The sequence below is a fragment of the Stenotrophomonas maltophilia group sp. Smal32 genome (assembly GCF_030237085.1).
GTDB lineage: Bacteria > Pseudomonadota > Gammaproteobacteria > Xanthomonadales > Xanthomonadaceae > Stenotrophomonas > Stenotrophomonas maltophilia_Q.
On sequence record NZ_JASJSI010000021.1, the window covers coordinates 1 to 14,342 of the forward strand.

At 63.9% G+C, this 14,342-nt stretch carries 20 protein-coding genes; 1 reads left to right on the forward strand and 19 read right to left on the reverse strand.

Features of this window, described 5'->3' with window-relative positions:
- Positions 1 to 138: 138 nt before the first annotated feature.
- Positions 139 to 1,530 carry a class II 3-deoxy-7-phosphoheptulonate synthase gene (locus QRO91_RS07325; RefSeq protein WP_049432769.1) on the reverse strand — a complete coding sequence of 464 codons (1,392 nt, stop codon included), beginning with the start codon at positions 1,528 to 1,530 and terminating at the stop codon, positions 139 to 141.
- Between the two features lie 217 nt (positions 1,531 to 1,747).
- On the opposite strand from QRO91_RS07325, the gene QRO91_RS07330 reads away from it, so the two are divergent.
- Positions 1,748 to 3,874 carry a TonB-dependent receptor gene (locus QRO91_RS07330; RefSeq protein WP_049432772.1) on the forward strand — a complete coding sequence of 709 codons (2,127 nt, stop codon included), beginning with the start codon at positions 1,748 to 1,750 and terminating at the stop codon, positions 3,872 to 3,874.
- A gap of 117 nt (positions 3,875 to 3,991) precedes the next feature.
- Here the strand turns inward: QRO91_RS07330 and QRO91_RS07335 are convergent, their stop codons facing one another.
- The 18 genes from QRO91_RS07335 to rpsQ all read right to left on the reverse strand — a co-directional run bounded on the left by QRO91_RS07335 (position 3,992) and on the right by rpsQ (position 14,333).
- Positions 3,992 to 4,498, reverse strand: coding sequence for a disulfide bond formation protein B (locus QRO91_RS07335; protein ID WP_049432774.1), 507 nt, complete (start codon positions 4,496 to 4,498; stop codon positions 3,992 to 3,994).
- Between the two features lie 242 nt (positions 4,499 to 4,740).
- Complete coding sequence (gene rplQ, locus QRO91_RS07340) at positions 4,741 to 5,124, reverse strand: 50S ribosomal protein L17 (RefSeq protein WP_005408217.1); 384 nt, start codon at positions 5,122 to 5,124, stop codon at positions 4,741 to 4,743.
- Between the two features lie 190 nt (positions 5,125 to 5,314).
- The gene (locus QRO91_RS07345; RefSeq protein WP_004145453.1) at positions 5,315 to 6,313 is read right to left on the reverse strand and encodes a DNA-directed RNA polymerase subunit alpha; all 999 of its coding nucleotides are present in this window, start codon (positions 6,311 to 6,313) and stop codon (positions 5,315 to 5,317) included.
- Between the two features lie 55 nt (positions 6,314 to 6,368).
- Entirely contained in the window at positions 6,369 to 6,998 is a 630-nt protein-coding gene (gene rpsD / locus QRO91_RS07350) for a 30S ribosomal protein S4 (protein ID WP_004145446.1), read from the reverse strand.
- Positions 6,999 to 7,013: 15 nt separating this feature from the next.
- Complete coding sequence (gene rpsK, locus QRO91_RS07355) at positions 7,014 to 7,403, reverse strand: 30S ribosomal protein S11 (protein ID WP_004145443.1); 390 nt, start codon at positions 7,401 to 7,403, stop codon at positions 7,014 to 7,016.
- A gap of 11 nt (positions 7,404 to 7,414) precedes the next feature.
- The gene (rpsM, locus tag QRO91_RS07360) at positions 7,415 to 7,771 is read right to left on the reverse strand and encodes a 30S ribosomal protein S13 (RefSeq protein WP_004154500.1); all 357 of its coding nucleotides are present in this window, start codon (positions 7,769 to 7,771) and stop codon (positions 7,415 to 7,417) included.
- Positions 7,772 to 8,117: 346 nt separating this feature from the next.
- Positions 8,118 to 9,485: a preprotein translocase subunit SecY gene (secY, locus tag QRO91_RS07365; RefSeq protein WP_005415420.1), complete on the reverse strand. Its 1,368-nt coding sequence runs from the start codon at positions 9,483 to 9,485 to the stop codon at positions 8,118 to 8,120.
- A gap of 7 nt (positions 9,486 to 9,492) precedes the next feature.
- On the reverse strand, positions 9,493 to 9,936 hold the full coding sequence (gene rplO / locus QRO91_RS07370; protein ID WP_004154498.1) for a 50S ribosomal protein L15: 444 nt from the start codon (positions 9,934 to 9,936) through the stop codon (positions 9,493 to 9,495).
- A 6-nt stretch (positions 9,937 to 9,942) separates the two neighbouring features.
- Positions 9,943 to 10,134: a 50S ribosomal protein L30 gene (gene rpmD / locus QRO91_RS07375; protein ID WP_005408214.1), complete on the reverse strand. Its 192-nt coding sequence runs from the start codon at positions 10,132 to 10,134 to the stop codon at positions 9,943 to 9,945.
- Positions 10,127 to 10,669, reverse strand: coding sequence for a 30S ribosomal protein S5 (gene rpsE / locus QRO91_RS07380; protein WP_005408213.1), 543 nt, complete (start codon positions 10,667 to 10,669; stop codon positions 10,127 to 10,129). The genes rpmD and rpsE overlap by 8 nt, the downstream gene beginning before the upstream one ends.
- A gap of 161 nt (positions 10,670 to 10,830) precedes the next feature.
- The gene (gene rplR / locus QRO91_RS07385) at positions 10,831 to 11,190 is read right to left on the reverse strand and encodes a 50S ribosomal protein L18 (protein WP_169411773.1); all 360 of its coding nucleotides are present in this window, start codon (positions 11,188 to 11,190) and stop codon (positions 10,831 to 10,833) included.
- Positions 11,191 to 11,270: 80 nt separating this feature from the next.
- Positions 11,271 to 11,795, reverse strand: a complete 525-nt coding sequence (rplF, locus tag QRO91_RS07390; RefSeq protein ID WP_014646052.1) for a 50S ribosomal protein L6 — start codon at positions 11,793 to 11,795, stop codon at positions 11,271 to 11,273.
- A gap of 18 nt (positions 11,796 to 11,813) precedes the next feature.
- Positions 11,814 to 12,212, reverse strand: coding sequence for a 30S ribosomal protein S8 (gene rpsH / locus QRO91_RS07395; protein WP_005408210.1), 399 nt, complete (start codon positions 12,210 to 12,212; stop codon positions 11,814 to 11,816).
- A gap of 258 nt (positions 12,213 to 12,470) precedes the next feature.
- Positions 12,471 to 12,776, reverse strand: a complete 306-nt coding sequence (gene rpsN / locus QRO91_RS07400) for a 30S ribosomal protein S14 (RefSeq protein WP_005408209.1) — start codon at positions 12,774 to 12,776, stop codon at positions 12,471 to 12,473.
- 18 nt (positions 12,777 to 12,794) lie between these two features.
- Positions 12,795 to 13,337, reverse strand: a complete 543-nt coding sequence (rplE, locus tag QRO91_RS07405) for a 50S ribosomal protein L5 (RefSeq protein ID WP_004154491.1) — start codon at positions 13,335 to 13,337, stop codon at positions 12,795 to 12,797.
- An 11-nt stretch (positions 13,338 to 13,348) separates the two neighbouring features.
- Positions 13,349 to 13,666: a 50S ribosomal protein L24 gene (gene rplX / locus QRO91_RS07410; RefSeq protein ID WP_004154490.1), complete on the reverse strand. Its 318-nt coding sequence runs from the start codon at positions 13,664 to 13,666 to the stop codon at positions 13,349 to 13,351.
- A gap of 16 nt (positions 13,667 to 13,682) precedes the next feature.
- Entirely contained in the window at positions 13,683 to 14,051 is a 369-nt protein-coding gene (gene rplN / locus QRO91_RS07415; protein WP_004145357.1) for a 50S ribosomal protein L14, read from the reverse strand.
- A gap of 12 nt (positions 14,052 to 14,063) precedes the next feature.
- Positions 14,064 to 14,333 (reverse strand): 30S ribosomal protein S17, encoded by a 270-nt coding sequence (gene rpsQ, locus QRO91_RS07420; protein WP_004154489.1) that lies wholly within the window; start codon positions 14,331 to 14,333, stop codon positions 14,064 to 14,066.
- Between the last annotated feature and the right edge of the window lie 9 nt (positions 14,334 to 14,342).

The window sequence follows — 14,342 nt, forward strand, 5'->3', positions numbered from 1 at the left end:
GCCCCCAAGGATGGGTTTACGGCGTGTCCTGACCACCCACACCGCCCCGCCATCCCACGGAATGCCGCATCGGCTTTTGCTTTTGCCGTTGCCGTTGATTGCAGCAGGTGCAGGGCTGCAAGCCCTGCCGAAAAACCCTTACCGCACTTGTTCCTGCTTGCGCACGATCGCCATCGCGATCTCCAGCGACTGCTCGTAATTCAACCGCGGATCCACCGTCGAACGATACGCACGCTCCAGGTCACGCTCGGTCAGCTCGCGCGCGCCACCGGTGCATTCGGTCACGTCCTCGCCGGTCAGTTCCAGGTGCACGCCACCCAGGCGCGTGCCTGCCGCGGCATGCAGGTCGAACGACATCTCCACTTCGCCACGCACGTTGTCGAAGCGGCGCGTCTTGAACCCGTTGGCGGTGCTCTCGGTGTTGCCATGCATCGCATCGCACACCCACAGCACCCGACGACCATCGCGCTTGACCGCGTCCAGCAGCGGCGGCAGCTTCTCGGCAATCTGCGCGGCGCCCATGCGGTGGATGAAGCTCAGGCGGCCCGGCTCGTCATGCGGGTTGAGCACGTCGATCAGGCGCAACAGCTGGTCCGGCGTCACCGACGGGCCGACCTTGATCGCGATCGGGTTGCGCACGCCACGCAGGTATTCCACGTGCGCGCCATCGAGCGCGGCGGTGCGCATGCCGATCCACGGGTAATGCGTGCTCAGGTTCAACCAGCCCTGCTGGCGCGGCACCTGCCGGGTCAGCGCCTGCTCGTAGGGCAGCAGCAGCGCTTCGTGCGAGGTGTAGAAATCGATGCGGTTGAGGTTGTGCACGCGAGCCCCAGCCAGGGTCTCCATGAAGTGCACCGCGTCGCCGATCGAGGCCACCATCTTCTGGTACTCGGCGGCCAGCGGCGAGTGGCTTACCCACTCCAGGTTCCAGTATTCGGGGTGGTGCAGGTCGGCGAAACCACCGTCGATCAGCGCGCGCACGAAGTTCATCGTCATCGCCGAATGCGCGTGGGCCTGCAGCATCCGCTTCGGGTCCGGCAGGCGTGCTGCTTCGGTGAAGGCCGGCGCGTTGATCACATCGCCGCGGTAGCTGGGCAGGGTCACGCCGTCGCGGGTCTCGGTATCGGCCGAGCGGGGCTTGGCGTACTGGCCGGCGAAGCGGCCGACGCGGATCACCGGCTGGCGCAGGCCGTGCACCAGCACCAGGCTCATCTGCAGCAGCACCTTCAGGCGGTTGGAGATGGTGCCCGATTCGCAGTCGCTGAAATTCTCGGCGCAGTCGCCCCCCTGCAGCAGGAAGCGCTTGCCCTCCTGGGCCTCGGCCAGCTGCTGCTTCAGCGCCAGGATCTCCCATGAGGTGACCAGCGGCGGCAGCCGCTTCAGCTCGTGCAGGGCCGCGTCCAGCGCCACCGGGTCTGGATAGGTCGGCATCTGCAGCGCGGTCTTGCCACGCCAGCTCTCCGGCGACCAGCCAGCGCCAGCAGCGGTCGCGGCAGGATCGGGGACAGGCGAAACGGCTGACAGACTCATTGCAGACTTCCGGAGGTGGGGGACGTTCATGGTCGCAGAGCCGACCGCTGTCGCAAAGGGTCGAACGCCGTCTGCACATGACTGAACGCCGGGGAAAGGGCATCGCGATCGGCCAAAAGCCGCATGCCCAAGGCCAGCCGGACAGGCGCATGATTCGCCACGAACTGTTACGAAGTAACACTCAATCCCCATTGGCCCCTTCCACAGCCTATCCGCCATGAAGCCCTCGCCCCTCGCTACCGGCATCACCTTCGCCCTGGCCCTGGCCAGCCTGCCCGCCTTCGCCTTGGCAGCCGACGACACCTCTTCGTCCGTCAAGGACCTGGACGCGGTCACCGTCCACGCCCAGCTCGACCAGGCCCGCAACACGCTGTCGCCGGACATCGGCAGCAGCCAGTACCAGATCACTGCCGAGGACATCCAGAAACAGCCGTTGGGCGCCTCCGCGCCGCTCAGCCAGGTGCTGCTGCAGGCCCCGGGCGTGGTCCAGGACTCCTATGGCGGCGTGCATGTGCGTGGCGACCACGCCAATCTGCAGTACCGCATCAACGGCGTGCTGCTGCCCGAATCGATCTCCGGCTTCGGCCAGACCCTGGACGCGCGCACCATCAAGAGCATCCGCCTGATGGACGGCGCGCTGCCGGCACAGTTCGGCGAGCGCACCGCGGCGGTGGTCGACATCACCACCCGCAACGGTGCCGAGCTGGGCAACGGCGGCAGCGCGGGGCTGACCACCGGCTCGTTCGGCAAGGTCAATCCGAATGCCTCCTGGTGGGGCAGCCAGGGGCGCTGGAGCTGGTTCCTGACCGGCAACTACGATCAGAACGATGTCGGCCTGGAGAATCCCACCAACACGCGCAAGCCGTTGCACGACGACACGCACCAGGGCAAGGCATTCGCCGACCTGACCTACCTGGTCAATGAGAGCACCCGCCTGAGCGTGTTTGCCGGCTTCGCCAACAACCGCTTCCAGATTCCGGTCAATCCAGGTCAGGCGCCGCAGTTCGGCTATCTCGATACCTCCACCTTCGATTCCAGCCAGCTGGATGAAACCCAGCGCGAGACCACCCGTTTCGGCATGCTGGTACTGCAGGGCTCGCTGGGCAGCACCGCCTATCAGCTCTCGGCCGGGCAGCGTTACAGCGATGTCGGCTTCAATCCCGATGTCATCGGTGACCTGGTGTTCAGTGGCGTCGCCTCGCAGGTGCTGCGCAGCAATCGCGCCACCACCCTGCAGGCCGATTTCTCCACGCCGCTGGGCAACGACCACACGCTGCGCTATGGCCTGTACGGCAACTACGAGAACGCGCGGGCCAGCAGCAACAGCTGGGTTTTCCCGGTTGACGACAACGGCCAGCAGTCCAGCACCACGCCGCTGCTGATTGCCGATCGCAGCGCGTTCCACGCCAGCACGCTGGCACTGTACGTGCAGGACGAGTGGAAGATCGGCGAGGACTGGACCGTGAACTACGGCCTGCGCGGCGACCGCTACAGGGCCTTCGGCCGCAGCGAGGGCCAGCTCAGCCCGCGCGTGGGCGTGGTCTGGAATGCCAGCGACAGCACCACCGTGCACGCTGGCTATTCGCGCTACTTCACGCCACCGGCCAGCGAGTTGATCGCCAGCAGCGACATTGCGCTGTACGACGGCACCACCAACCAGCAACCCAGTGGCGGCAACAACACACCGCTGGCCGAGCGCAGCGACTACTACGACATCGGTCTCTCACAGCAACTGGGCGAGCACCTGACGCTCGGCCTGGATGCCTACGATCGGCGCGTCGCGCGCCTGCAGGATGAAGGCCAGTTCGGCGCCGCCTACATCTACTCGACCTTCAACTATCGCCGTGGCCACATCCGCGGCCTGGAGTTCAGCGCCGACTACAGCAACGGCCCGTTCAGCGCCTACTTCAACGCGGCCTACAACAAGGCGATCGGCACCCAGGTCATCACCAGCCAGTACAACCTCGATCCGGATGCCCTGGCCTATGTGGCCGATCACTGGATCCACCTCGACCACGACCAGAAGCTGACGTCGTCGGGTGGCCTCAGCTACGCCTTCGCCGGGCACAACCGGATCGGCGCCAACTACGTGTTCGGCAGCGGCCTGCGTTCGGACATCGAGGGCGTGCCCAACGGCGGCGAGCTGCCGTCGTACCTGCAGGTGAACCTCAGCGCCGGGCATGACTTCAACGCCGACAGCGGGCATCCGCTGCATGTGCAGCTGGCGGTGATCAACGCGCTGGACCGCAGCTACCAGCTGCGCGACGGTGGCGGCGTGGGTGTGTTCGCCCCGCAGTGGGGACCACGCCGCGGTGCCTACCTGAGCCTGCAGCAGGATTTCTGATCAGACAGGGGTCAGATCCCTTTCCGCAGGAAAGGGCTCTGCCCCCGCACCGGAAATGGGGTTGGGAAAGGGGTCAGATCCCTTTGCGATGCAAAGGGATCCGACCCCGTCCTGCCTTCAGCGCCTGACCTTGCGCAGCGACACCACCAGCGCCCACAGCGCCAGCAGCACGAACCACACGCCCGACCACATCGGCATGGTCAGGCCCAGGAACGTCCAGTCGATGTTGCCGCAGTTGCCGGTACCGGTCAGCACCGTGCGGAACACTTCCAGCGGCCCCATGGTCTCACTCAGGAAGGCCAGCGGCGGGCCACAGGTGGAACCCATTTCCGGCGGCAGCATCTGCACGTAGACGTGGCGCGCGGCGATGCCGACACCTACTGCCGCGGCAATGAAGGCCAGCACGCCATAGGTCGCGCGTCCCGGGCGGTTGGACGGACCATGCAGTGCACCGATCAGGAACAGCAGGCCCAGCGCGGCGAACGCCAGGCGCTGGAAGATGCACAACGGACACGGCTCCAGGCCCATCTTCAGCTGCAGGAAGATGGCGTAGCCAAGCAGGCCCGCGCAGATCAGGAAGCCCAGGAAGAACTGGGCGCGGAAGGGCCAGCGCAGTGGATTCATCGTCAACGCTCGAATGGATCAGGCGCCAAGCGTAACCGAGAGTGCGCGCCATTCGAACCGCTACAGGTGACGCCTGTCGGAACGGTGCGGGTCAGATCCCTTTGCGAATGCAAAGGGCTCTGACCCGCGGTACTGCCTGCATGGGGTCAGAGCCCGTGCCTGCGGCACGGGATCCGACCCCGCAGAAACGCAAAAGCCCGGCGGAGGCCGGGCTTTCGCTGTGTCGCGTTGGAGCGGTCCGATTACTCGGCCACTTCCTCGGCCACAACCGGACGGTCGACCAGTTCGACGTAGGCCATCGGCGCGTTGTCGCCGGCGCGGAAGCCGCACTTCAGCAGGCGCAGGTAGCCGCCCGGACGGTTCGCGTAGCGCGGGCCCAGGATGGTGAACAGGTTGCCCACGGCTTCGTTGTCGCGCAGGCGGGCGAAGGCCAGACGGCGGTTGGCGACGGAGTCGACCTTGGCCAGGGTGATCAGCGGCTCGGCAACGCGGCGCAGTTCCTTGGCCTTCGGCAGGGTGGTCTTGATCAGCTCGTGCTTGAACAGCGAGGCAGCCATGTTCTTGAACATCGCTTCGCGGTGGGCGCTGGTGCGGCTGAACTTACGGCCAGACTTCTGGTGACGCATGGTGATATTCCTTGGTTAATGATGAGGCTGTGTGGATCGTTGTCGCCATCCTGGCGTTGCTGCGCGGACTGCGGTTGGTCCTGGCCATCCATCCTGGACGACCTGCCCGCGAACCTTGGGTTCGTCGTGGCATGTTGTGTTGCGTTGAAGGCTCCACCGCGAACGGTGGAGCCCTCAGGCATTACCGATATCAGCCCAGCATGCCGTGGCTGGCGACGCCGGCCGGCGGCCAGTTCTCCAGCTTCATGCCGAGCGACAGGCCGCGCTGAGCCAGCACTTCCTTGATCTCGGTGAGCGACTTCTTGCCCAGGTTCGGGGTCTTCAGCAGCTCCACTTCGGTCTTCTGGATCAGATCGCCGATGTAGTAGATGCTTTCAGCCTTCAGGCAGTTGGCCGAACGCACGGTCAGCTCCAGATCGTCGATCGGGCGCAGCAGCACCGGATCCACGCCGTTGTTGGCCGGCTTGGCCGCACCGCGGTCGCGGTGGGTGAAGTCACCGAACACCGACAGCTGGTCGCTGAGGATGTCGGCGGCGGTGCGCACGGCTTCCTCGGCATCGATGGTGCCGTTGGTCTCGATATCGATGACCAGCTTGTCCAGGTCGGTACGCTGTTCGACGCGGGCCGCTTCCACGGCATAGGCGACGCGGCGGACCGGCGAGAACGAGGCATCCAGGACCAGGCGGCCGATGGCACGGGTTTCTTCGTCCGGACGACGACGCGCGGCAGCCGGCTGGTAGCCGAAACCACGTTCGATCTTCAGACGCATGTTGACTGCCGTGTCCTTGGTCAGGTGGCAGATCACATGGTCGCCGTTCAGGATCTCCACATTGTGGTCGACCTTGATGTCGGCAGCGGTGACAACGCCCGGGCCCTGCTTGGACAGGGACAGGGTGGCACTGTCGCCGGAGTGCATACGGATGGCCACGTCCTTGAGGTTCAGCAGGACTTCGAGCACGTCCTCCTGCAGACCTTCGACCGTGGTGTACTCATGCAACACGCCGTCGATTTCGACTTCCGTGATGGCGAAGCCCGGGATGGACGACAGCAGCACGCGACGCAGGGCATTACCCAGCGTATGCCCGTAACCCCGCTCCAAAGGTTCGATAACGACCTTTGCACGGGTGTCGGTAAGGCGTTCGATCTGCGGACCGCGAGGACGCAGAACCTGGTTGGCGGTAACCGTCATGTTGCGGGTTCTCCTAGTGAACCCCCGGCCGTCGCCGGGGGCTCTCCAATGTGAATTACTTCGAATACAGCTCGACGATCAGCGCTTCGTTGATGTCCGCAGGCAGATCCGAACGATCCGGAACAGCCTTGAAGATACCGGTGAACTTGCCGGAATCCACTTCAACCCACGACGGGCTCAGGTCATGCTGGGCGGCGACGGTCAGGGCTTCCTGGACGCGCAGCTGCTTGGCAGCCTTTTCAGACAGGGCGATGGCGTCGCCAGCCTTGACCTGGTACGAAGCCAGGTTGACCGACTTGCCATTCACGGTGACGCCGCGGTGCGACACCAGCTGACGGGCAGCCGGACGGGTCACGGCGAAGCCCATGCGGTAGACGACGTTGTCCAGGCGGGTTTCCAGCAGCTGCAGCAGGTTCTCGCCGGTGTTGCCCTTCTTGGTCGAGGCCTTCTTGTAGTAGTTGCGGAACTGACGCTCCAGCAGGCCGTAGATACGCTTGACCTTCTGCTTTTCACGCAGCTGGGTAGCGTAGTCGGACAGCTTGCCCTTGCGGGCAGTGGCGCCGTGCTGGCCGGGCTTCTGCTCCAGCTTGCACTTGGAGTCCAGCGCACGCGCCGGGCTCTTCAGGGACAGGTCGGCGCCTTCGCGACGGGCGAGCTTACAGGTAGGACCGATATAACGAGCCATTTCTTATCGCTCCCTTTAGACGCGACGCTTCTTCGGCGGACGGCACCCGTTGTGCGGGATAGGCGTCACGTCGATGATGTTGGTGATCTTGTAGCCGACGTTGTTCAACGAACGCACGGCCGACTCACGGCCCGGACCCGGGCCCTTGATGCGGACTTCCAGCGACTTCACGCCGTAGTCCAGCGCAGCGCGACCGGCCTTTTCAGCAGCCACCTGGGCAGCGAACGGGGTCGACTTGCGCGAACCGCGGAAGCCAGCGCCACCGGAGGTCGCCCACGACAGAGCGTTGCCCTGGCGGTCGGTGATGGTGACGATGGTGTTGTTGAACGAAGCGTGGACGTGGGCAACGCCGTCGGTGACGACGCGCTTGATCTTCTTCTTGGTCTTAGCAGCGGGCTTAGCCATTTCTCAGTCCCTTACTTCTTGATCGCCTTGCGCGGACCCTTGCGGGTGCGGGCGTTGGTACGGGTGCGCTGGCCACGCAGCGGGAGGCCACGACGGTGACGCAGGCCGCGGTAGCAGCCCAGGTCCATCAGGCGCTTGATCGCGATGCCGATTTCACGGCGCAGATCGCCTTCCACGATGTACTTGCCGACTTCGGCGCGCAGGCGCTCGATTTCCGGCTCCGACAGATCGCGGATCTTGGTGGTCGAAGCAACGCCTGCGACTTCGCAGACCTTCTTCGAACGGGTACGGCCGATGCCGTAAATGCTTTGCAACCCGACCCAGACGTGCTTCTGGGCTGGCAGGTTGACGCCTGCAATACGCGCCATGACGCGGTTCTCCAGCTGAGTGATGGCCGACAGCGCGCCTCGGGCACGCCAATCCGGCAGGATGGATCAAAAAAGTGAACTAGCGATACTAACAAGGTTCCGGTTTACATGGAAGCCCGTGAAACCATTGGTTTCATGAACCCGGCCTGGGGAGTGTGCCCAGGCTCCGGCGCCGGATGGGGTTGGACCTGGGGTTCCCCCGGGGCCGCCCACGCTACTCCAGCGCGGGACCACCTCATCACACCCCCACCCGGAACCGCTGCGGGGGCCGCCCTTCGTTTGTGTGGCCGGAGTCCGCGAAGCGGAGGGACCATCACGTCAGGAAGACGAAAGTATAACAGGCCAATCAGCCGCGGGCAAAACCGCCGCGGTTGCCGCCCTTCAGGTTGGCCTTCTTCAGCAGGCTCTCGTACTGGTGGGACATCAGGTGCGCCTGCACCTGGGCGATGAAGTCCATCACCACCACCACCACGATCAGCAGCGAAGTACCGCCGAAGTAGAACGAGGCGTTCAGCTGCGTGCGCATCAGTTCCGGCAGCAGGCAGACAATCACCAGGTAGGCCGAACCCGCTGCGGTCAGGCGGGTCAGCACGCCGTCGATGTAGTCGGCGGTGGCCTTGCCCGGACGGATGCCCGGAATCAGCGCGCCGGACTTCTTCAGGTTGTCGGCGGTTTCCTGCGAGTTGAACACCAGCGCGGTGTAGAAGAACGCAAAGCCGGTGATCAGTGCGGCGAACACGATCATGTGCAGCGGTTCGCCCGGGCCCAGGGCATTGGCGACCTTCTGCAGAACCTGGCCGAAGCTGCTCTGGTTGGCCGCCTGGCCGGACCACATGGCCAGGGTGGCCGGGAAGGCCAGCAGGCTCGAGGCGAAGATCGCCGGGATGACGCCGGCCATGTTGAGCTTCAGCGGCAGGAACGAGGTCTGGTTCATGTACGCGTTGCGACCGCCCTGGCGGCGCGCGTAGTTGACCGTGATCCGGCGCTGGCCACGCTCGACGAACACCACGAAGAAGGTGAAGGCGAGCACGACGATGGCGATCAGCAGCAGCTGGATGAACTGGATGTTGCCGTCGCGGTAGGCGTCGAAGGTGTGGATGACCGCACCCGGCAGGCCGGCGACGATACCGGCGAAGATGATCAGCGACACGCCGTTGCCGATGCCGCGCTCGGTGACCTGCTCACCGACCCACATCAGGAACATGGTGCCGGCGGTCAGCGCGACCACGGCGGTGAGCACGAAGCCCATGCCCGGTGCGTACACGACCGGTGCGCCCGACGGCGAGACCTGGCCCTGCAGGGCCAGCGCGATCGAGCCGCCCTGCACCACTGCCAGCAGCACGGCGCCGATGCGCGAATACTGGGTGATCTTGCGGCGGCCGGACTCACCTTCCTTCTGCATCGCCTTCAGGGCGGGGAAGATGTGCACGGCCAGCTGCATCACGATCGATGCCGAGATGTACGGCATCACGTTCAGCGCGAAGATGCTGAAACGGTGCAGGGCGCCGCCCGAGAACATGTTGAACATGTCCACGATGCCGCCGCCCTGCTGTTGCATCATGGCAAGCATGGCATCGGGATTGACGCCCGGCACCGGCACGTAGCAGCCGATGCGATAGACGATCAAAGCCCCGACGACGAACAGCAAACGTTGGCGAAGTTCAGTGAACTTGCCCATTCCGCCCGCGAGGTTACCGATGCCAGCTTGCGCCATGATTTTCTTACTCCGTTACGCTGCCGCCGGCAGCTTCGATCGCGGCCTTGGCACCAGCCGTGGCAGCAATACCCTTCAGGGTGAACGCCTTGGTCACTTCGCCCTTGACGACGACCTTGGCCTTCTTGGCAGTGCTCGGGACCAGCTTGGCAGCACGCAGGGCGGCGAAGTCGATCTCACCGGCCGGCAGCTTGTCCAGCGCGTACAGCAGCACTTCAGCGGTGTCCTTGGCGATCGGCGAACGGAAGCCGATCTTCGGCAGACGACGCTGCATGGGGGTCTGGCCGCCTTCGAAGCCAGCCTTGATCTTGCCGCCACCCTTGCGGGCGAACGAACCCTTGTGGCCGCGGCCGGCAGTCTTGCCCAGGCCCGAGCCGATACCGCGACCGACGCGGGTACGCTCGGTGCGGGCGCCCGGTGCCGGGCTCAGTTCATTGAGACGCAGAGTCATGGTCGATTACTCCTCAACCTGGACGAGGTACTGAACCTTGTTGATCAGGCCGCGCACCTGCGGGCTGTCCTTCAGTTCACGCACATCGTTGAGCTTGTTCAGGCCCAGGGCACGCACCGACAGGCGGTGACGCGACTGGGTGCCACGCAGGCCACGCACCAGGCGGACCTTGACAGTCTTGTTGGACTCATTAGCCATGGTTGAGTTCCTCCACCTTCTTGCCGCGCTTGGCCGCGATGCGGGCCGGCGACTGCGCAGCAGACAGGCCCTTCACGGTGGCACGCACCAGGTTGATCGGGTTGCGCGAACCGGTGGCCTTGGCCAGCACGTTCTTCACGCCAACGGCTTCCAGCACGGCGCGCATGGCACCGCCGGCGATCACACCGGTACCTTCCGAAGCCGGCTGCATGAACACGCGGGCTGCGCCGTGACCATCCTTGATGGTGTGCCACAGGGTGCCGTTGTTCAGGTCAACGCTGACCAGGTTCTTGCGGGCCTGTTCCATCGACTTCTGGATGGCGACCGGCACTTCGCGGGCCTTGCCATAACCGAAACCGACCTTGCCTTCGCCGTCGCCGACAACGGTCAGGGCGGTGAAGGTGAACTGGCGGCCACCCTTGACGGTCTTGCTGACGCGGTTGACCGCGACCAGCTTTTCGATCATGCCGTCGTCGATCTTCTCTTCGCGGTTACGGTCGCGATCGCGACCCCGCTGCTGACGCTCTTCTGCCATGTTGATTCCTTGGTTGTTTGGGTATGTACGGCTCGAGGCCGCTTATGGTTGTGGAATGTCGCGTTGTTCCGGTGAACCACTGCAGAAGAGTGGCGCCGTCCCGCCTCACTCAGGCGGGCGAGCAGGCGGGCAGGAGACCACAGGTCCCCTGCCCTTATCCCTTAGAACTGCAGGCCGGCTTCGCGGGCGGCTTCTGCCAGGGCCTTGATGCGGCCGTGGTAGCGGTAGCCCGAACGATCGAAGGCAACCTTCTCGACGCCGGCGGCCTTGGCGCGCTCAGCGACGATACGGCCGACCTTGGCGGCGGCGTCGGCGTTCTTGCCGTTCTTCAGGCCTTCCTTGACGTCGGTCTGGGTGGTGTTGGCGGCAGCCAGCACCTTGGAACCGTCGGCGGTGAAGACCTGGGCGTACAGGTGCTGGCCGGTGCGCAGCACCGACAGGCGGGCGACGCCGAGCTCACGGATGTGGGCGCGGGTCGACTTGGCGCGACGCAGGCGGGCGATGTTCTTGTTCATTTTGATTATTCCTTGAAAGCTGAAGGAAGAGCTTTTCCCTGAGAAGTCCGCACAGGGATGTGCGGGCTCTTGCGAGGGACTCGCGCTTATGCCTTCTTGGCTTCCTTACGGATGATGACTTCGTCGGAGTACTTCACGCCCTTGCCCTTGTACGGCTCCGGCTTGCGGAACGCACGGATCTTGGCGGCAACTTCACCGACGACCTGCTTGTCAGCGCCCTGGACCAGGATCTCGGTCTGGGTCGGAGTGGTGATGGTGATGCCTTCCGGCGCCACGAACACGACCGGGTGCGAGAAGCCCAGGGACAGGCTCAGGTCCTTGCCCTGCATGGCAGCGCGGTAACCCACGCCGACCAGCTCCAGCTTGCGCTCGAAGCCTTCGGACACGCCCTTGACCATGTTGGACAGGATCGCACGCACGGTACCGGTCAGTGCGACCAGCTCGGCGTTCTCGGTGCTCAGGGTGGCAACGCCGTTGTCGACGTTGATGGCAATACCGGCCGGCTTGGCCAGCGACAGGGTACCCTTCGGGCCCTTGGCGGTGACGCTGTCCGACTGGACGTTCAGTTCAACCTTACCCAGGGTAATCGGCTTCTTGGCTACGCGGGACATAGTTCTACTCCTTTCGCCTTAGGCCACGAAGCACAGGACTTCGCCGCCGACGCCCAGCTGGCGCGCCTGCGCATCAGTCATGATGCCCTTGGAGGTGGAAATGATGGAGATACCCAGGCCGTTCATGACCTTCGGCAGCTCGCTCTTGCCGCGGTACTGGCGCAGGCCCGAACGCGAGAAGCGCTTCAGGGTCGCGATGACCGGCTTGCCTTCGAAATACTTCAGCACGATTTCCAGCTCGGACTTGTTGTTTTCCAGCTGGGTCACGCGCAGGTCGGTGATGTAACCCTCGTCCTTCAGGACCTGGGCGATCGCAACCTTGATCTTGGACGACGGGGCCTTCACCGTCTGCTTGCCTACCGCGGCCGCATTCTTGATGCGGACCAGCAGGTCGGCGATGGGATCAGTCATGCTCATATGAGTACCTTTGAGTGCACCGATATCCGCTTTCGCGAAAATCTGTTGTCTCCTGGAAACGGGCCAGGTCCCTTGATGCAGCGGGCCGGAAGCCCACTCCTACGACCCCGTTTGCGCAGGGCAAGACGCGGGAGTATACGCCAAAAGAGCCCGGCTTGCGCCGGGCTCTTCGGTTTTTTTGCGTCGGGAAAGCTGAATGCCTCCCCTGCCCGGTTCAGGAACCCCCGAAGGGGCTCCTGATCGCAGGGCCGGCTGGGATTACCAGCTGGCCTTGCGCAGACCCGGGACGTCGCCACGCATGGTGGCTTCACGCAGCTTGTTACGGCCCAGGCCGAACTTGCTGTAGACGCCACGCGGACGACCCGACAGCTCGCAACGGTTGCGCTGGCGGCTCGGCGACGAATCGCGCGGCAGCTTGGCCAGCTTGGTTGCGGCGTCGATCTTCTCTTCGTAGGTCGCGTCCACGGAGGACACGATCTTCTTCAGAGCCGCACGCTTTTCAGCGTACTTCTTTGCCAGCTTTTCCCGCTTGATGTCGCGGTTGACCATGGAGGTCTTTGCCATTTCGGTTTCCTCGACAGATCAGTTACGGAACGGGAACTTGAACGCTGCCAGCAGCGCCTTCGCTTCCGCGTCGGTCTTCGCAGTGGTGGTGATGGCGATATCCATACCGCGGATCGCGTCGACGGCGTCGAAGTCGATTTCCGGGAAGATGATCTGCTCCTTCACACCCATGTTGAAGTTGCCGCGGCCGTCGAAGGAACGACCGGAAACACCACGGAAGTCGCGCACGCGCGGCAGCGAGATGTTGATCAGGCGATCCAGGAACTCGTACATCTTGTGGCGACGCAGCGTGGTCTTGCAGCCGATCGGCCAACCATCGCGGATCTTGAACGACGCAACCGACACACGCGACTTGGTGACAACCGGCTTCTGGCCGGAAATCTTGGTCATGTCGCCGACGGCGTTTTCCAGGATCTTCTTGTTGGTGGCCGCTTCGCCGACACCCATGTTCAGGGTGACCTTGACCAGCTTCGGCACTTCCATCGGATTGGTGTAGCCGAACTGCTTCATCAGCGCCGGCACCACTTCGTCCTTGTAGAACTTTTCGAGACGGGAACTCATCTTCTCATTCCTCAGGCGTCGAGCGCCTCACCGCTGGAGCGGAACACACGCAGTTTGCGTCCATCCTCCAGCACCTTGAAGCCAACGCGTTCGCCCTTGCCCGAAGCCGGGTTCAGAACATTCACGTTGGAGATATGGATCGAAGCTTCGCGCTCGACCACGCCGCCGGCAACACCTGCCTGCGGGTTCGGCTTGGTGTGGCGCTTGACGATGTTCACGTTGGCGACGACCACACGGTCGCCATCGACGCGGACGACTTCGCCCTGCTTGCCCTTGTCCTTGCCAGCGTTGACGACAACCTGGTCGCCCTTCTTGATACGGTTAGCCATGATTATCTCCTGTCGCTCACAGCACTTCGGGAGCGAGCGAGACGATCTTCATGAACTTCTCCGAACGAAGTTCACGGGTCACCGGCCCGAAGATACGGGTACCGATCGGCTCCTGCTTGCTGTTCAGCAGAACGGCAGCGTTGCCGTCGAAGCGGATCAGCGAGCCGTCGGCGCGACGCACACCCTTGCGGGTACGCACCACGACGGCGTCATACACTTCACCCTTCTTGACCTTGCCGCGCGGAATCGCATCCTTCACGGTGACCTTGATGATGTCGCCGATGCCGGCGTAACGGCGCTTGGAACCACCCAGCACCTTGAAGCACATCACCTGCTTGGCACCCGAATTGTCCGCGACGTCAAGGTAGCTCTGCATCTGGATCATGATTCAGACTCCTTATTCAGCCGCACGCGTGATGACTTCCACCACGCGCCAGTTCTTGGTCTTGGACATCGGAGCAATCTCGGTCACGCGGACGACATCGCCTTCCTTGCAGGCGTTGTCGGCATCGTGGGCGTGCAGCTTGGTCGAGCGCTTGATGTACTTGCCGTACAGCGCGTGCTTGACCTGACGCTCAACCAGGACGGTAACCGTCTTGTCCATCTTGTTGCTGACGACACGGCCTTCGACCGTGCGCAGCGTCTTCTTTTCAGTATTGTCGCTCATAGCGGCCAT